Source organism: Aestuariivita sp., from assembly GCF_049276915.1.
In the GTDB taxonomy this organism is placed as follows: Bacteria; Pseudomonadota; Alphaproteobacteria; order Rhodobacterales; family Rhodobacteraceae; genus Aestuariivita.
This window is the reverse complement of sequence record NZ_JBASXK010000022.1, coordinates 1-17,428: the sequence shown is the minus strand read 5'-3', so window position 1 is coordinate 17,428 and position 17,428 is coordinate 1. Positions and strand designations below refer to the sequence as shown.

Annotated in this window: 20 protein-coding genes, 1 tRNA gene and 1 pseudogene; 5 read left to right on the top strand and 17 right to left on the bottom strand. The window is 58.7% G+C overall.

Annotation, left to right across the window (positions count from 1 at the left end):
- Positions 1-304 precede the first annotated feature (304 nt).
- The 13 genes from WAO69_RS02175 to WAO69_RS02115 form a co-directional block, all read right to left on the bottom strand.
- Positions 305-381, bottom strand: a tRNA-Arg gene (locus tag WAO69_RS02175).
- Between the two features lie 52 nt (positions 382-433).
- Positions 434-1,654: a cysteine desulfurase gene (locus WAO69_RS02170; protein WP_422176286.1), complete on the bottom strand. Its 1,221-nt coding sequence runs from the start codon at positions 1,652-1,654 to the stop codon at positions 434-436.
- A 1-nt stretch (position 1,655) separates the two neighbouring features.
- The gene (locus WAO69_RS02165) at positions 1,656-2,240 is read right to left on the bottom strand and encodes a YIP1 family protein (protein ID WP_422176284.1); all 585 of its coding nucleotides are present in this window, start codon (positions 2,238-2,240) and stop codon (positions 1,656-1,658) included.
- The gene (locus tag WAO69_RS02160; protein WP_422176282.1) at positions 2,237-2,722 is read right to left on the bottom strand and encodes a YIP1 family protein; all 486 of its coding nucleotides are present in this window, start codon (positions 2,720-2,722) and stop codon (positions 2,237-2,239) included. The genes WAO69_RS02165 and WAO69_RS02160 overlap by 4 nt, the downstream gene beginning before the upstream one ends.
- A gap of 10 nt (positions 2,723-2,732) precedes the next feature.
- Positions 2,733-4,019 carry a Fe-S cluster assembly protein SufD gene (sufD, locus tag WAO69_RS02155; protein ID WP_422176280.1) on the bottom strand — a complete coding sequence of 429 codons (1,287 nt, stop codon included), beginning with the start codon at positions 4,017-4,019 and terminating at the stop codon, positions 2,733-2,735.
- Positions 4,019-4,774, bottom strand: coding sequence for a Fe-S cluster assembly ATPase SufC (gene sufC / locus WAO69_RS02150; protein ID WP_422176278.1), 756 nt, complete (start codon positions 4,772-4,774; stop codon positions 4,019-4,021). The genes sufD and sufC overlap by 1 nt, the downstream gene beginning before the upstream one ends.
- Before the next feature lie 86 nt (positions 4,775-4,860).
- The gene (locus WAO69_RS02145) at positions 4,861-5,139 is read right to left on the bottom strand and encodes a heavy metal-binding domain-containing protein (protein ID WP_422176276.1); all 279 of its coding nucleotides are present in this window, start codon (positions 5,137-5,139) and stop codon (positions 4,861-4,863) included.
- On the bottom strand, positions 5,136-5,942 hold the full coding sequence (locus WAO69_RS02140; protein WP_422176274.1) for an FkbM family methyltransferase: 807 nt from the start codon (positions 5,940-5,942) through the stop codon (positions 5,136-5,138). The genes WAO69_RS02145 and WAO69_RS02140 overlap by 4 nt, the downstream gene beginning before the upstream one ends.
- Positions 5,939-6,157 carry a hypothetical protein gene (locus WAO69_RS02135; RefSeq protein ID WP_422176272.1) on the bottom strand — a complete coding sequence of 73 codons (219 nt, stop codon included), beginning with the start codon at positions 6,155-6,157 and terminating at the stop codon, positions 5,939-5,941. The genes WAO69_RS02140 and WAO69_RS02135 overlap by 4 nt, the downstream gene beginning before the upstream one ends.
- Before the next feature lie 79 nt (positions 6,158-6,236).
- Positions 6,237-6,455, bottom strand: a complete 219-nt coding sequence (locus WAO69_RS02130; protein ID WP_422176270.1) for a hypothetical protein — start codon at positions 6,453-6,455, stop codon at positions 6,237-6,239.
- The gene (sufB, locus tag WAO69_RS02125) at positions 6,455-7,978 is read right to left on the bottom strand and encodes a Fe-S cluster assembly protein SufB (protein ID WP_422176268.1); all 1,524 of its coding nucleotides are present in this window, start codon (positions 7,976-7,978) and stop codon (positions 6,455-6,457) included. The genes WAO69_RS02130 and sufB overlap by 1 nt, the downstream gene beginning before the upstream one ends.
- Positions 7,979-8,005: 27 nt before the next feature.
- The gene (locus tag WAO69_RS02120; RefSeq protein WP_422176266.1) at positions 8,006-9,058 is read right to left on the bottom strand and encodes a cysteine desulfurase family protein; all 1,053 of its coding nucleotides are present in this window, start codon (positions 9,056-9,058) and stop codon (positions 8,006-8,008) included.
- Between the two features lie 97 nt (positions 9,059-9,155).
- The gene (locus tag WAO69_RS02115; protein ID WP_422176264.1) at positions 9,156-9,617 is read right to left on the bottom strand and encodes an Rrf2 family transcriptional regulator; all 462 of its coding nucleotides are present in this window, start codon (positions 9,615-9,617) and stop codon (positions 9,156-9,158) included.
- 204 nt (positions 9,618-9,821) lie between these two features.
- Between WAO69_RS02115 and WAO69_RS02110 the strand changes: the two genes are divergently transcribed.
- Positions 9,822-10,475 (top strand): alpha/beta hydrolase, encoded by a 654-nt coding sequence (locus WAO69_RS02110; RefSeq protein ID WP_422176262.1) that lies wholly within the window; start codon positions 9,822-9,824, stop codon positions 10,473-10,475.
- Positions 10,476-10,490: 15 nt separating this feature from the next.
- Positions 10,491-10,736, top strand: a complete 246-nt coding sequence (locus WAO69_RS02105) for a hypothetical protein (protein ID WP_422176260.1) — start codon at positions 10,491-10,493, stop codon at positions 10,734-10,736.
- A gap of 65 nt (positions 10,737-10,801) precedes the next feature.
- Here the strand turns inward: WAO69_RS02105 and WAO69_RS02100 are convergent, their stop codons facing one another.
- The gene (locus WAO69_RS02100; protein WP_422176258.1) at positions 10,802-11,029 is read right to left on the bottom strand and encodes a DUF6356 family protein; all 228 of its coding nucleotides are present in this window, start codon (positions 11,027-11,029) and stop codon (positions 10,802-10,804) included.
- A gap of 112 nt (positions 11,030-11,141) precedes the next feature.
- Between WAO69_RS02100 and WAO69_RS02095 the strand changes: the two genes are divergently transcribed.
- From WAO69_RS02095 to typA, 3 genes are all read left to right on the top strand, one after another.
- Complete coding sequence (locus tag WAO69_RS02095; protein ID WP_422176256.1) at positions 11,142-11,600, top strand: Lrp/AsnC family transcriptional regulator; 459 nt, start codon at positions 11,142-11,144, stop codon at positions 11,598-11,600.
- A gap of 14 nt (positions 11,601-11,614) precedes the next feature.
- Entirely contained in the window at positions 11,615-11,950 is a 336-nt protein-coding gene (locus WAO69_RS02090; protein ID WP_422176254.1) for a DMT family transporter, read from the top strand.
- Between the two features lie 72 nt (positions 11,951-12,022).
- Positions 12,023-13,840 carry a translational GTPase TypA gene (gene typA / locus WAO69_RS02085; protein ID WP_422176252.1) on the top strand — a complete coding sequence of 606 codons (1,818 nt, stop codon included), beginning with the start codon at positions 12,023-12,025 and terminating at the stop codon, positions 13,838-13,840.
- A 60-nt stretch (positions 13,841-13,900) separates the two neighbouring features.
- Here the strand turns inward: typA and WAO69_RS02080 are convergent, their stop codons facing one another.
- From WAO69_RS02080 to WAO69_RS02070, 3 genes and pseudogenes are all read right to left on the bottom strand, one after another.
- Positions 13,901-14,188: a DUF1330 domain-containing protein gene (locus tag WAO69_RS02080; protein ID WP_422176250.1), complete on the bottom strand. Its 288-nt coding sequence runs from the start codon at positions 14,186-14,188 to the stop codon at positions 13,901-13,903.
- Between the two features lie 3 nt (positions 14,189-14,191).
- Positions 14,192-16,846 (bottom strand): alanine--tRNA ligase, encoded by a 2,655-nt coding sequence (gene alaS / locus WAO69_RS02075; RefSeq protein ID WP_422176248.1) that lies wholly within the window; start codon positions 16,844-16,846, stop codon positions 14,192-14,194.
- A gap of 163 nt (positions 16,847-17,009) precedes the next feature.
- Positions 17,010-17,428 (bottom strand): annotated as a pseudogene (locus WAO69_RS02070) (DNA recombination/repair protein RecA); the annotation flags it as partial.

Genomic DNA, 17,428 nt, shown 5'->3' with positions numbered 1-17,428 from the left:
GCGCGGAGGATAGGGTGGCTCGAGGAGTGCTGCGCGCACATGCCGAAGCGTGTCGGTAGCTCCAAGTAACCGGGAGGATAGGACGGCGGGTGTCTTCGTACCAAGGTCTGGCCGTAGCGCAGCAAAGTAGATCGATCCGCGCCGCCCTAGTTACAGTTTACCTTAACCAGCGATGAATTGCCAATCACCACTGCCCTATATGGCCTGACCACCAGTGGGCCTGAGAGATCCGATCTTGTACCCGCTATTCTGGACACTCAAGGGACACGGGTGCGGCGTTACATCTGTTAAGTCATTGAAAATATGGCGGACCCTAGAGGATTCGAACCTCTGGCCTCTGCCTTCGGAGGGCAGCGCTCTATCCAGCTGAGCTAAGGGTCCTTCTGTTTTGCGGTATAGCTTTGCGCGAATAAGCCCGCAATCGCTAAATCACTCAGGCAAACAGCTCATGTGCCAGCTCGAGGGCTTCGACCAGTACATCCACCTCGGCGGTGGTGTTGTACATTCCAAAAGATGCACGACATGTGGCGGTCAGCCCCAGATGCTCCATCAAGGGTCCCACGCAATGCTGACCGGCGCGCACTGCCACGCCCTTCTTGTCCAGGATGGTCGAGATATCATGCGCATGCGCGGCACCATCCAGCGTGAAGGAAAAGATTGCGCCCTTGGTATCGGATGTACCCTGCACCTGCAGCCAGTTCAGTCCGCCCAGACGCGCGCTTGTATAGTCGCGCAAGAGCCTTTCATGGGCCGCGATCTGATCCATGCCAACGGCCATCATGTATTCCAGCGCCACCCCCAGCCCGATGGTTTGCACGATCCCCGGTGTGCCGGCCTCGAACATCATGGGCGGTTCATTATAGATCACAAGGTCACGGTGCACTTCCTTGATCATATCGCCGCCGCCGATGAAGGGGCGCATTTCATTCATGCGCTCACGCTTCATATAGATCGCGCCGGAGCCGGAAGGTCCGTACAGCTTGTGGCCAGTAATGGCATAAAAATCACAACCGATATCCGAAACATCCACCGGCATGTGCACAGCCGCCTGGCTGCCATCAACCAGCACCGGCACGCCTTTGGCATGGGCGGCACGGGTGATTGTCTTCACATCGACAACCGTGCCCAGCACGTTCGACATATGCGTGACAGCCACCAGTTTCGTCTTTGGCCCGATCGCATCAATCATTTTTTGCGGATCAAGATCGCCGCGCGAATCCACGTCCACCCATTTCAGAACCACCCCCTGCCGCTCACGCAGAAAATGCCAGGGCACGATATTGGCATGATGCTCCATCACCGACAGAACGATCTCATCGCCGGCCTCAAGCCGGGGCATGGCCCAGCCATATGCCACGGTGTTGATGCCTTCGGTGGTGCCTGAATTCAGGACAATCTCATCCTCATCCGCGACGCCCAGAAAGCGCGCGATCACACCGCGCACGCTTTCATAATTCTCGGTCGCAAGATTTGACAGATAGTGCAAACCGCGATGGACATTGGCGTATTCCTCGGAATAGGCCCGCGTGATCGCATCGATCACCACCTGCGGTTTTTGCGCTGATGCCCCATTATCAAGATAAACCAGCGGCTTGCCGTTCACCTGCCGCGACAGGATCGGAAAGTCCGCACGGATGGCGTTCACATCATACATTTCAAACTCCCATCGCGCCGACACCGCCGATCAGTGACAACAAGATCGACAGGCCGACGACCATACCGACGAAGGCCGCGATCAAAACGCCTGCGGCCTTGACCGGCGACTGAAACTGATGCGCCTGATCGACAAAGTGAACCAGGATCCAAAGCCCCACCAGCGCCGCGGCAAAAACCAGAATGATCGACAGCATCGGAATCGTCAGCAGCAACAGAAGTGCCGCTGCTTGAACAAGAACCCGCAAGAACTGAAGCCAGACGACCACGACGATCACGTCTTCCATGCTGGCCTGCCCGCCAAAGCTGCGGCCGACCCAGTAAAGCGTGATCACGGTCAGAACCAGACCACCGCTTATGAAGAAGAAGTACACGGCCGGTACGTCAAACAGCCCCGGAAATGGCGATGGGCCCGGCACAAGCAGAGTGTTCAGCCCATTCAGAAGCGTGTTGAGAACAGCGACCAGAAACAGCCCCGTCCACAAGGTTTTGCGATCGATCCGCAGCGAGATCAGCAGACGCGCGGCCTCGGCCGGATTCTGTACAGACAGCAAGGCAAGGTCTTTGAGAGAGGGCATCTGGATCATTCCGCACCCTCACCGGTTGCACGCAGGGATGCAATCCAGAACCACAGAAACATCACGATCCAGATCACACCGACCAATTGCAAGGCAGGTCCCTGCCCCAAGAACCCACCGATCAGCCCATAAAGCAGCAAGATCGGCGTGCTGGCCAGCAACGACCAGAACAAGGCCAGACGCGCACTGTATCCGGTGCTGGCACGCCCCAGAGCGCGGCGCACAAGATGCGAGATCCCGGCAATCAGATAGAGCACCAACGGCAGAATGAAGACCGAGCCCATAAGCGCCCCCGCCATCATCATCGACAGGTCCTGACCTTGCAGATGTGCTTCACGCGACAGGCGGGGAAGCTGCGCGATAAAGGCTATTACGCAAAACCCCATCAGAAAGGCCAGCGCCCGGTCTTCGCGCGCACCCATCGCCAAAAGCCGCCGCATGACGCGCCCCGGCCCCCGATAAGTGGCGGTGATATCAGAGGTGACGGGCATATGTTCTGCCTCAGGTCCGGCGGTGACGGATCAGCCAGGCAGACAGTCGGTTGACGATCTCTTCTGCCAGGGCTTCGTCCTCGATCTCGTCCACGGCTTCCGCAAGGAAGGCCAGCGTCAGAAGATCGGTTGCCTCGCCTTCGGGTACCCCGCGCGAGCGCAGATAGAACATCGCATCATCATCAATCGCACCAGAGGTCGAGCCGTGCGAGCAGATCACATCATCCGCATAGATCTCAAGCTCGGGCTTTGCCAGAAACTGGCTGTCATCGTCCAGCAACAGAGACTGACTGAGCTGATAGCCATCGGTCTTCTGTGCGCCCGCCTTGACCAGGATCTTTCCCTGAAAAACGCCGGTTGCCCCATTGCGCAGCACCTTTTTGAACACCTGACGGCTTTCGCAATTCAAGGCATCATGGGTGATGAATACGGTGTCATCATGGTGAAAATCGCCATCGCCAACACAGGCACCGGCCACATGGGCCACAGCGTCATTGCCGGTCAGGTCGATCACCACCTCGTTGCGCGTGAGCACGCCATTGGCTGTCAGCGTAAAGCTTTTGAACACGGATTGCGTCGCCAGACGGGTGAAAATATGCGTGGCCGCCCGACGCTCATGATCCCGGCCTTGCGCGCGTACATGATGCAGCGTGGCGTTATCGGCCAAGTCAATCTCCATGCATTTGTTAAACCGCGCCGCTGCGGGGCCGTTTTCCAGGATCGTCACCTCGGCACCGCTGTCGACCTTGATCACATGGTGCAGCATCGCATCCGAGTTCTGCGCGGCATGAATGTAGATCAGGCTGATCGGTTTGCTTGGCGTAGATTTCACATGCACCAGGACACCGTCCGTGGCAAAAGCCGTGTTCAGAGCAGCCAATGGGCGCTGGACCGGATCCTGACCCTTGGCTTCCAGCACACCGTAAACGTCCTTGGCCCAATGGATATCGCTTCCTGCACTGGCAGAAAGGCGTTCGATCTCGATCCCGTCAAGGCTTAGATCATCGGAGGCTTCAGCGTCAAAGACTCCATCCACGAAGACGATCTTGAGGCGATCGATCTCACCGAAAACCAGGTCTTCGCCTGCATCAAACAGCGCCGCCGAAGGGGCAACGGCATCAACCAGCGTGTCAGGGCGCGTGTATTTCCAATACTCATCCCGCCGCGACGGCAAGCCCATGGCGCGCACCCGCGCCAAGGCATCGGCGCGTGCGGCTTCTGACCAGCCGCCCTCTGGCATCTGCAAAACACTCAGCCGCGCTTCGGTTGCGTCCTGTTTGAGTTGCGCAACAGCCATCAGGCCACCTCCGCCAGGATATCGGCATAGCCGTTGTTCTCGACTTCCAACGCCAATTCGGGTCCGCCGGTTTTCACAATGCGGCCATCCGCCATGATATGCACGACATCCGGTTTGATGTGATCCAGCAGGCGCTGGTAATGCGTGATCACCAGGAATCCACGCCCTTCCGAACGCAGGGCGTTCACGCCTTCGGCCACCAGTTTCATTGCATCCACATCAAGGCCCGAGTCGGTCTCGTCAAGTATGCACATCTTGGGTTCCAGCATCGCCATCTGCAGGATTTCATTGCGTTTTTTCTCGCCCCCGGAAAAGCCGACATTGACCGGGCGCTTGAGCATGTCCGCGTCGATCTTCAGATCCTTGGCGCGCGCCCGAACCAGTTTGAGGAAATCCGCAGCGCTCATCTCGTCTTCGCCGCGCGCTTTGCGCTGTGCATTCACGGCTGTGCGCAGAAATGTCATGTTGCCCACGCCGGGGATCTCGACCGGGTACTGGAATGCAAGGAAGAGGCCTGCCGCGGCACGCTCTTCGGGTTCCATGTCAAGAAGGTCAATGCCTTCAAGCGTCGCTGAACCGTCCGTCACCTCATAGCCGTCGCGCCCGGAAAGCACATAAGACAGCGTCGATTTACCCGATCCGTTCGGCCCCATGATCGCATGCACCTTGCCCGCTTCGACCGTCAGGTTCACCCCTTTCAGGATTTGCTTGTCTTCTTCTTCAAGCTTGACGTGCAAGTTCTTGATTTCCAGCATTTTTCTTTCCTTCATTTGCTCGCGCTCTGCCCGAGGCACAGCAGTTTTCGCTATCTCTCTTGATGTGTCACAACACGGCGCGCCGTTCATGCATAGCCAGATAATGTTTCATATCGCCTGTCTCGATCACCCCGCGCTGCGCCAGCAATGACAGCGCGCGCGCGGACTTCCATCTCGTCCAGGGCCGTGGCGCGCGCCATGCCGAGCTCCTGTTCATGGGCACCCGAGCGTCCCCCCAGAATGTCGGTGATCCCGGCGCACACATCGCGGATCACGTTGGCACCCAGGATGGCCTCGCCAACGACGATTCCGCAATATTCAGCAATGCGATGCCCGTCCACCGACGGGGTTGTGGTGATGATCATGCAGTCGCCTCTGTCTTGGGGCCAAGCGCTGTCTTTGTCAGCTTGCCCTGCAAACGGGCGACATCCGCTTTATCGGCAATGACGTGGTTCTTGTTCAACCGATACCGGGCGTGCGTTGCAACGACGCCATAGCCTGCCTCGGCGACCCAGTTCATGAACTGATCTTCAACCTCATTGTCGACCTCGACCATCATCACCGGACGGCAGCGCGCCAGAAGGCCCGACAGACCATCCAGCACGCGCATTTCCATCCCCTCGACATCGATCTTGATGAAATCAGGGGTCTCTTCGGCCAGCAGATCATCGGCGCGGAACACTTCCAGGCTGCCTTGGCCTTCCAGCATCTTGGCCGCACCCAGATTGCGCTCGCGTTTCTGCATGGCAAAGCCCGCCGAATGCGCATCCGACAAACCCACGCCCAGTTTCGAGATATCAACCCGCTCGCTCAACCGGTTCACCAGCACATTCTGCACAAGCAATTCGAATGCCTGCGGGTTCGGCTCAAACGGGATCACTCGGCCCGCGCCCAGGAACATCGCGGCAAACAGCGTGTGATTGCCGACATTGGCGCCAATGTCCACGAAGGTACCACCTTTGGGGAAAATGGACCTGAGTGCCTTCAGTTCGGATTGCTCGTAAAACCCGCCGCGGCGATGATTACGTTGGACCGGGTCGTTTTCCATGTTGACGCAAAAGATGACGGGCTTGTCCAGCACCCGCGTGTGGATCAATTGCAATGCGACACTGGCGTCCGGGCGGCCCAGCATCAGCCGTTTCTGCAGTCGCGCAATGCATTTGATCATCCCGCGCCCCCCATGAAGGCGTTGATCATCATCGTCACGATCAGAGCCGCGCCCCCGGCCGCGCCCGCCGTCAGGACGATCGACTGGTCCAGCAAACCGCCACCGCCGCCCCGCCGACGTTTGCGAAAACCAAGCCCCAGCAGTACGCCGATAAATGCTCCTATCGCCGGACCCGCCGATTGCAGCGCCAGAGCATTCAGGGCTTCAGCCGTCATTTCACCTCTCCTGCCGGTGTTCACGCGGGCGTCCTGGCCCGCAGACACTTACGGTGACTTACTCACCGATGTTTCACTTTCATGACTGCTCTTTGCGCGCCTTGATCACCTTTTCCTCGGCGATGCGCCAGCGGATCGTCATCAGGGCAAGCCCCACCATCAGGCCTGTCTGGATAGCGAAAAAGAGCGACTCAAAGTCGATGATGACGAACATGATGCCACCACCAGCAATCAGACCGGCCAGAAACAGCGCCAACCCTGCGCGGGTGAAGAACGGAACCCCCGGTCTCTTGAACATCAGCCCACCGACCCTTCCAGAGAAATCGCGACAAGCTGCTGCGCTTCCATGGCAAATTCCATCGGAAGTGCCTGCAACACGTCCTTGCAGAACCCGTTGACAACCAATGCCACCGCTTCTTCCTCGTCCATCCCGCGCGAGCGGCAATAAAACAGCTGATCATCATCCACCTTGGATGTGGTGGCCTCATGCTCGACCCGCGAGGAATTGTTCCTTACCTCGATGTAAGGCACCGTATGCGCGCCGCATTGCCCGCCGATCAGCAGGCTGTCGCATTGCGTGTAATTGCGGCTGTTCTTGGCCTTGGGATGCATCGAGACCAGCCCGCGATAGGTGTTTTGCGCATGGCCCGCACTGATGCCCTTGGACACGATCCGGCTTTTGGTGTTCTTTCCCAGATGGATCATCTTGGTGCCGGTGTCGGCCTGCTGGTAATTGTTGGCAATCGCGATCGAATAGAACTCACCCTGGCTGTTGTCGCCCCGCAGGATGCATGACGGATACTTCCAGGTCACAGCCGAGCCGGTTTCAACCTGCGTCCACATCACCTTGGCCCGATCACCCCGGCAATCGGCGCGCTTGGTCACAAAGTTATAGATGCCGCCCTTGCCGTTCTCATCCCCGGGATACCAGTTCTGAACAGTCGAGTATTTTACCTCGGCATCTTCTTCGATGATGATCTCGACCACGGCAGCATGGAGCTGGCTGATGTCGCGCTGTGGCGCGGTGCAGCCCTCAAGATAGCTCACATATGAGCCCTTGTCGGCAATAATCAGGGTGCGTTCGAACTGACCGGTGTTCTCGGCATTGATCCGGAAATAGGTGCTCAACTCCATCGGGCAGCGCACGCCCGGAGGGACATAGACAAACGACCCGTCCGAAAACACGGCCGAGTTCAGCGTCGCATAAAAGTTGTCCGACACCGGCACGACTGAACCAAGGTACTTCTTCACCAGTTCCGGGTGCTCGCGAATGGCCTCAGAGATCGAGCAGAAGATCACACCGGCCTTGCGCAGTTCGGCCTGAAAGGTTGTGCCCACGGATACGGAATCAAACACCGCATCCACGGCCACTTTGCGCCCTTCAGCAGGCATGTCCTCGGCTCCCTCGACACCGGCAAGGATCAACTGCTCCTTCAGCGGGATGCCCAGCTTTTCGTAGGTCGCAAGCAGCTTGGGGTCGACCTCGTCCAGCGACTTGGGCTTCACTTCCATGCTTTTGGGGCGGGCGTAATAAAACTGATCCTGGAAGTCGATCTCGGGATAATCGACCATGGCCCAGGTCGGCTCTTCCTTTTGCAGCCAGCGTTCATAGGCCTGCAGGCGCCATTCGGTCATCCACGCTGGCTCTTCATTCTTTTCCGAGATCAGCTTGACGATATCGGGGGTCAGGCCCTTGGGGGCATACTCCATCTCGATATCCGTGGACCAACCGTATTTATAGGCCCCACCGACTTCGCGTACCGCATCAACAGTTTCCTGATCGACACCTTCCTTGACCTGGGTCTCGTCTAACACTGTCATCGGGCTCTCCACATTGCCGGGCCGCGCTCATGCCGCCGAGCGGGCGCGAAATTTTTCTTCTTTGCCAAGCCACGCTTGAACAAAGCGCAGCACCTCGTCTTCGGTCGTCTCAGGCCCCAGTGACACCCGCACGGCACTTGCCGCTTGCGAGGCATCAAAACCCATTGCGCGCAACACGCGGCTTTCGCGCACCTTGCCACTGGAACAGGCCGATCCTGCGCTGATCGCAAATCCGGCCAGGTCCATCTGCATCACCTGCGTCTCACCCTTCCAGCCTGCTGTGATAAAGCAACTGGTGTTGGGAAGACGCGATTCTGCTTTCCCGACAAAAATAGTCTTGTTTGCGCGAGCCTCAAGACTTGTTTCTAGAATATTTCTAAGTTTCTCGACCCGCTGCCACTGGCCCTCTGCCAGATCCCGCATGGCCGCTTCAACAGCTGCCCCGAAGCCTGCGATTCCAATAACATTTTCCGTTCCGGATCTCCGCCCCATCTCTTGGCCACCCCCCAGCGACAAGGGCTCCACATCCAACCCACGGCGCAGGATCAAAGCCCCGACACCCTTTGGTCCACCCAGTTTATGAGCCGAGCACACCGCCAGATCGGCCCCGGACCAGGAAAACGCGAAAGGGATTCGCCCCAGCGCCTGCGTCACATCCAGCATCAGAAAGTCGGCCGTTCCCTCAGGCGCATGCCAGCCGGCTTCGTCCCGCTTTGGCAGATCAGACAGGATCCCGGTTTCGGAATTGGCCACACCCATCGCATAGATCGACGCGCCCTTCTCTGATCGGCGATGATGGGCCCAAAGCGCGTCATGCGCGGTCGGAGCCACCTGAACATCGCCAAATCCATCCAGAACACCCGCCGCCTCGGTTGCCCCGGATGTGAACACCACCTCAGCCTCCTGGCAACCGACAGCGGCTGCAACCCGCGCGCGCGCCGTTTGAACAATTCCAAGCGCCGCACGCCCTTCGGCATGGACAGAAGACGGATTTCCCACCACATCCATCGCCGCGATCATGGCAGCGCGCGCTTCAGGCCTCAAAGGTGCCGTGGCATTATAATCAAGATAGGTCCTCACGCGGCGACCCGCTGCTTCTTCTTGCAGCAAATACGGCGGGGAGCGCGAGGGGCAGCGCCCCTCGCTGGCCCGACACCGGATGCAAGAACACCTCGCATCATTCTGAATCCACTACAGAAAGAAGCCCAGGAACCGCAGGGCACGGAGCAAGATCATTCTTGACGATGTCCGACAGTCGGGTCTGGTGCAAGAACACATAGACATGCGCGCTCAAACCTTCCCACAGACGATTGGTCAACGATTGCGCGCGGCTGCCTGACAATCCGCCGGACACGCCCGCGCCTTTGTGCATCGCATCCACGTTTTCATCCACAGCCGACAGAACATCGACGACTCTGATTTCGGAGGGCGGGCGCGACAGGCGATACCCGCCTCCGGGCCCGCGTACGGACATGACCAGTTCGGCCCGGCGCAGTTTGACAAACAGTTGTTCCAGATAAGGCAGCGAAATCTGCTGACGGCTCGCGATATCACTCAATGTGACCAGCGTGTCGGCAGGTTGAAGGGCGATGTCGCACAGCGCCACCATCGCATATCGGCCTTTTGTCGAAAGTTTCACGCACGCTCCCCCCGGCAGATCTGATTGCTTTGAAGGCGCAGTTGCTCGAAAACATTGACGTTTCCATTGTCTGCGCCTATGTGGCGAAGACTGCGCGTGCTGCGCGCCCCGATGCATTTAGAATGGCTCTAAAGTGACCCAGCGATTTTGTCAACAATCGCCCGCAGGCCGAGCCAGCCCCGAACGACAAGAACAGGACCACATATGCCTGAGGTGATTTTTCCCGGCCCCGAAGGTCGGCTCGAAGGCCGCTACCACCCCCAGAAAGAAAAAGACGCGCCCATAGCCATCGTGCTGCATCCGCACCCGCAGTTTGGCGGGACGATGAACAACAAGGTGGTCTACAACCTGCACTATGCCTTCTACAACATGGGCTTCACGGTGCTGCGTTTCAATTTCCGCGGCGTGGGGCGCAGTCAAGGCGAATACGATCAGGGCATCGGCGAGCTGTCGGATGCGGCTTCGGCGCTGGACTATCTGCAATCCATGAACAACAACTCCAAGCATTGCTGGGTTGCGGGCTTTTCCTTTGGGGCCTGGATCGGGATGCAACTGCTGATGCGCCGCCCGGAAATCACGGGTTTCATCAGCGTCTCGCCCCCGGCGAACATGTATGACTTTTCGTTTCTCGCGCCCTGCCCGGCGTCGGGTCTGGTGATCAACGGGACAGCCGACCGCGTGGCTCCGCCAGCGGACACGCAATCCCTGGTGCAAAAGCTGCACGAACAAAAAGGCATCACGATCACCCATCAGGAGATCGAGGGCGCTGACCATTTCTTCAAAGAGCCGCATATGGACACGATGATCGGCAATGTGTCCGAATATGTGAAACGGCGACTGACGGAAAACACGCGATAATCAAAGGGCCACGGCATGGGACTTGCAGAAGATCTCGGCGACAAACTGGCGATTGACGTTCTAAAAGTGGTGGACGAACTGGGCGATGTCGAATTGATCGCTCAGGTGGCCAAGGTCCTTGGTGCCAGTTCCACGCCCACTGAAGAGGCGTTCATGTCGTCCATACGGGTCAGACAGGCCGAAACCCGTGCGCGCGGGTTCCTGCGCGACTACGTGCGCCGAGAGTTGGCCAAGAAAGACGGCGACACCGATACCCCGTGACCAGAGCGTCGGCACCGGCGCGCCTCCTGCACTCTGATCGGGCTGCGTGACCGGGCCTTCGAGATTTACTCCGCAGGCGTGCCGACAGGAACACCGCGGTGTTCGATGCGCGCATACATCTTGCGGATCAGCGTGCTGGCCGTTGTTTTGCACAGGCCCGGTATCAGCGCATGGATCAGCGCCGCTCCGGCAGCCAGGGCCAGTAGACCCGCAAAGCTCAAGGCAAAGATCATATGTTCGACATAGCTTTCATCCACGGAATGCGGATGATCGGTGAAAAGACGTCTGAGCATTTCAATCTCCTTGTTGAGTTCCATCAGGATATCTCAGCCTGGATGAGAAATTTTCACAAAGATCAGACGAAATCACCTTATCTTGGGATAATTTCTCACATATGATCCGGAAATGGAGACAGTTGACACATTTGATCGCAGGATTCTGACTGTTCTGCAACGCGCAGCGGATACGCCCCTTGAAGCGATTGGCGAAGAGGTGGGCCTGTCACGCAACGCGGTCTGGCGACGGATCCGCGCCATGGACGGAGCCGGCATCATCCGCGCCCGACGCGCCGAAGTTGATGCCGCGCGACTTGGCCTGGGGCTGATGGTGTTCATCCAAATCCGCACGCATAGCCATGATCCCGGCTGGCAGAGCGCATTTTCCAAAGCAACCAAAGAAATCCCCGGAATCCTGAGCGTCTATCGCATGACCGGGGATCTGGATTACCTGATCAGGGCGCGGGTGGCGGATATGGCCGACTATGACCTTCTTTATCAGCAGTTGATCCGGCGCGTTCCTCTCTCGGATGTCGCAGCCAGCTTTGTTATGGAAGAGATCAAGGACGATCCTGTCCTGCCCCTTTGACCGACGGAGCCTGCATGCCTTTTCATTATGTTTACCTGATCATTGCGGTGTTTTTTGAAACCACGGGAACCACGGCTTTGCAGGCCAGTCAGCAATTCTCCAAAGTCGGGCCAACGCTTCTGGCTGTGCTCAGCTATGGGCTGGCCTTCTTTTTTCTGGGGCTGACGCTGAAATACATGCCCGTGGGGATTGTTTACGCGTTCTGGTCGGGGCTGGGGATTGTCCTGATCGCGATCATCGGCTTTGCGGTGTTTGGTCAGCGGCTGGACATGCCGGCGATCATCGGAATGGCGCTGATCATCGCGGGGATTGCGACGATTCACCTGTTCTCCAAAAGCACAGGGCATTAGCCGCGAAAAGTGCTGGCCTTCTGCAGCGCAGCGATGTATCCGCGCGACAACTCCCGCACAAAGGCTGAATTCATGGACCTGCGAAACATCGCAATCATCGCTCACGTTGACCACGGAAAGACCACGCTCGTTGATGAGCTGCTGAAGCAATCGGGCGCGTTCCGTGAAAATCAGGCCGTGGCCGAGCGGGCGATGGATTCCAACGACCTTGAGCGCGAGCGCGGGATCACCATTCTCGCCAAAGCGACATCGGTGGAATGGAAAGGGACACGGATCAACATCGTGGACACGCCCGGCCATGCCGATTTCGGCGGAGAGGTCGAGCGGATCCTGTCGATGGTGGACGGCGTTGTCCTGCTGGTGGACGCCGCCGAAGGGCCGATGCCGCAGACAAAGTTCGTCACATCCAAGGCGCTTGCGCTGGGGCTGCGACCGATTGTGGTGCTCAACAAGGTCGACAAACCGGATGCAGAACCTGACCGCGCGCTGGATGAATGCTTTGATCTCTTTGCGAGCCTGGAAGCCAACGAAGACCAGCTGGACTTCCCGCATATGTATGCCTCGGGTCGCTCGGGCTGGGCAGATGCCGAACTGGATGGGCCGCGCAAGGATCTGTCCGCGCTGTTCCAGTTGATTGTCAATCACGTCCCCGCCCCGCGCCAGATCGCGCGTCGGGGCGAGGATTTCCGCATGCTGGCAACTACGCTGGGGTCCGATCCGTTCGTGGGCCGTATCCTGACGGGTCGCGTTGAATCCGGCCGAGTCAAAGTGGGTCAGACCGTTCAGGCGCTTTCGCGCATTGGTCAAAAGATCGAGCAGTTCCGAGTAACCCGCGTGCAGGCGTTCCGCGGCCTTGGCCAGCAGGACATCGACGAGGGCGAAGCGGGCGATATCGTATCGCTGGCCGGGATGTCCAAAGCCACCGTGGCAGACACGATCTGTGCTCTGGCTGTTGATACGGCGCTGGATGCGCAACCGATTGATCCGCCGACAATCACCGTGACTTTCGGCATCAACGATTCCCCCCTTGCCGGACGTGACGGCAAAAAGGTGCAATCGCGTGTGATCCGCGAACGGTTGATGAAAGAGGCGGAATCCAACGTCGCCATCAAGATCGCGGACACCCCTGGTGGCGAAGCGTTCGAAGTGTCCGGCCGTGGCGAATTGCAGATGGGCGTTCTGATCGAGAACATGCGCCGTGAGGGGTTCGAGCTGTCGATCTCTCGTCCGCAGGTCATCCTGCGCAACGATGGCACAACGACCCTCGAGCCGGTGGAAGAAGCGACCATCGACGTTGATGACGAATACTCCGGAGCGGTGATCGAGAAACTGACCGGCGCGCGCAAGGGTGAACTGGTCGAGATGAAGCCGGCCGGAGCAGGCAAGACGCGCATCATCGCGCATGTCCCCTCACGCGGATTGATCGGGTATCACGGCGAGTTTCTCACCGATACCCGCGGCACCGGCGTGTTGAACCGCGTCTTTCACGGTTGGACACCACATAAGGGCCCGATCCCGGGACGGCGCGCAGGTGTGCTGATCTCGATGGAGAATGGCGAAGCGGTCGCCTATGCGCTGTGGAACCTTGAGGATCGTGGCCGGATGTTCATCGGAGCACAGGCAAAGATCTACACCGGCATGATCATTGGCGAACACAGCCGCGAGAATGATCTCGAAGTGAACCCCCTGAAGGGCAAGAAGCTGACCAACGTGCGCGCCTCTGGCACGGATGAAGCCGTGCGGCTGACCACGCCCATCACTCTGTCTCTGGAAGAGGCGATTGCCTATATCAACGACGATGAGTTGGTTGAGGTGACGCCCAATGCGATCCGACTGCGCAAGCGCTATCTGGATCCTCACGAGCGCAAGCGGCGCTCGAAAACTCTGTAAATGCAAATGGGGGAGCCTCTGGCTCCCCCATTTGTTTTGTAAACGTTGCGTTTGCGTGATTTACTCGGTCGTTTCCACGATCAGGAGTTCGCGCTCGGACGCATCGCGCGCGTGACTGAGCGCGCGTTGATATGTCTCTGAATTGTAGCATGTTTGCGCAGCCTCAACCGACGGAAAGCGTGCAACGACATTGCGCGGACGCGCCTGCCCCTCAAGCTGAACAAACCGCCCGCCCCGCGCGATGAAAACGCCGCCATGCGCTCCGATCGCTTCGGTCGCAAGTGCGGCATATTTTGCATAGGCCTCTTCATCCGTGACAGTGACATGTGCAATCCAAAGCGCACCCATCCTTCAGCCCTCCAACAGTTTTTCCGCGGCCGCGATCGCGGCATCCGCATGTGACGCATCCGCGCCGCCGCCCTGAGCCATATCAGGGCGACCGCCGCCTCCTTTGCCACCCAATTCAGCGACAGCTGCACGCACCAGATCAACAGCAGACACGCGTTCTGTCAAATCGCCCGTTACGCCAGCGGCCACAGCGGCTTTGCCGCCTGCATCCGCGATCAACAGGACCGCACCCGAGCCAATGCGGGATTTATGCTCATCAATCAAAGCCGGCAGATCCTTGCCCGTAACGCCCGAAAGCACTTGAGCTATGATCTTTATGCCGTTGATTTCCTTGACATCTGACTGCGAATTAGAGCCGCCTGACATGGCCAGCTCCCGGCGCAATTGCGCCACTTCATTGCTGAGAGCCTTGCGCTCGTCGAGCAGCGCCTTGATGCGTTCAGGCACCTCGGCGGGTTGCGCCTTGAGCGTCAGGGCTGCGTCGGACAAACGGCGACCCTGCTGACTGAGATAGTCAAAAGCCGCCGCCCCGGTCAGTGCTTCGATGCGGCGTACACCGGCGCTCGAGGCCGACTCGCCAAGGGTTACAAACACACCGATGTCGCCGGTTTGGCGCACATGCGTTCCACCGCAGAGTTCGATCGAATAGGTCTGGCCGTCATTGCCCTTGCCCGAACCGACCTGGTGGCCCATGGACACAACGCGAACCTCGTCACCGTACTTTTCGCCGAACAGAGCCTGCGCACCGATCTCGCGCGCGTCATCCGGAGTCATGATGCGCGTAACAACAGGTGCGTTCTGGCGGATATAGGTGTTCACATCTGTCTCGACCTGCCGCAATTCTTCGGGCGAGAGAGGCTTGGTATGGTTGAAGTCAAAGCGCAAACGGTCATCCGCGTTCAGCGATCCGCGCTGCGCGACATGATCGCCAAGCGCGTCTCGCAGCGCTTCATGCAACAGATGCGTGGCCGAATGATTGGCCCGGATGGCGCTGCGGCGGGCATGATCAACCTCGAGCACAGCCGCCTGCCCCTTTGACACCGTGCCGGATTCGACGGTGCCGATGTGAATGAAAACACCGGCCGCTTTGCGAGTATCTGTCACTTTGATGGTCGCAGACTCGGTCTTGATCACGCCGCTGTCGCCGAGCTGGCCGCCGGACTCGGCATAGAACGGGGTCTGGTTCAGAGCAATCTGAACACTTTCGCCCTTGCCTGCCGACTCCGATTGCGCGCCGCCTTTGATGATGGCAACGATCTGACCTTCTGCGGTTTCCGTATCATAGCCGAGGAAATCGGTGGTGCCGTGTTCTTCGGCCACGTCGAACCAGACGGTGGCGTCAGCCGCCTCACCCGATCCTGACCATGCAGCGCGGGCTTTGGCTTTCTGTTCGGCCATGGCGGCGTCAAAGCCGTCCGTGTCGACCGAGCGGCCCTTTTCGCGAAGCGCGTCCTGGGTCAGGTCCAGCGGGAACCCATAGGTGTCATAAAGCTTGAACGCCGCCGCACCGGGCAGATCGGCCTTCTCGGGCAAGGCAGAGAGTTCATCATCCAGCAGCTTGAGGCCGCGGTCCAGCGTCTGCTTGAAGCGGGTCTCTTCCAGCTTCAGCGTCTCTTCTATGAGGGATCTGGCGCGGCCAAGCTCGGGATAAGCCGCCCCCATCTGGCTGATCAGCGCGGGCACCAGCTTGTACATCAGGGGATCCTTGGCACCCAGCAAATGGGCGTGGCGCATGGCGCGGCGCATGATGCGGCGCAGCACGTAACCGCGCCCGTCATTGGATGGCATGACCCCATCGGCCATCAAGAACGACGTCGAGCGCAGGTGATCGGCGATCACGCGATGATGCATTTTGCCCGGACCATCAGGATAGGTCGAGGTGGCATCGGCGCTGGCCTCGATGAGGCTGCGCATCAGGTCGGTGGCGTAATTGTCATTGGTGCCCTGCAACAGCGCCGCGACACGTTCTATGCCCATGCCCGTATCGATGGATTGCGCGGCAAGTTCCTTGCGGCTGCCATCCTCGAACTGCTCGAACTGCATGAAAACAAGGTTCCAGATCTCGACAAAACGGTCGCCGTCTTCTTCCGGTGAGCCCGGAGGGCCGCCCCAGTACTGCTCCCCATGATCATAGAAAATTTCGGTACACGGCCCGCAGGGGCCGGTCGGACCCATCATCCAGAAATTGTCATTTGTGGCTATGCGGATGATACGCCCCTCGGGAACGCCAATTTTTCTCCAGATATCAACGGCTTCGTCATCGGTGTGATAGACGGTGACCAGCAGTCTTTCCTTGTTGATCTCAAGTTCCTTGGTGATCAACTCCCAGGCAAAGGGAATTGCATCGGCCTTGAAATAGTCGCCGAAGGAAAAATTCCCCAGCATTTCGAAAAAAGTGTGATGGCGCGCGGTATAGCCGACATTGTCGAGGTCATTATGCTTGCCCCCGGCGCGCACGCATTTCTGAGCAGTCGTGGCGCGTTTGTAATCGCGATGCTCAACCCCGGTGAAGAGGTTCTTGAACTGAACCATGCCCGAATTGGTGAACATGAGGGTCGGGTCATTGCGCGGCACAAGCGGAGAGCTTTCGACCACCTCGTGACCGTGCCTTGCAAAATAGTTCAGAAATGTGGACCGGATGTCATTCAATGAGGGCATGGGTTTGCGTGACCTTGGGGGGCAATTCGGGTTCGAACTGAAATAGCCCTATGGCACGGTGCTGTCCACCATCCGTATTGCGGCTGAGATGCAAAACAGGGCGGCCCGTGGGCCGCCCTGTCCGTGATGTTCTGTGCCGCCCCATGGTACGGCGAGCCCGGTGTTATGCTTCGAGGATGTCTTCGCCGTCGTCCGGGACATCCGGCATGTCAAATTCCAGCCCGTGCGCGGCGCGAATCTTGTCTTCGATATCAAGAGCGATGGCGGTGTTTTCGCGCAGGAACAGCTTGGCATTCTCACGCCCCTGCCCGATGCGCTCGTCGCCATAGCTGAACCAGGCTCCGGACTTTTCAACCACGCCCGCCTTGACGCCCAGATCCAGCAACTCGCCCATCTTCGAGATGCCTTCGCCATACATAATGTCGAATTCCACCTGCTTGAACGGCGGGGCCACCTTGTTCTTGACCACTTTGACGCGGGTCTGGTTGCCGACAACCTCATCGCGATCCTTGATCGCACCGATGCGGCGAATGTCCAAACGGACCGAGGAATAGAACTTGAGCGCGTTGCCGCCTGTCGTGG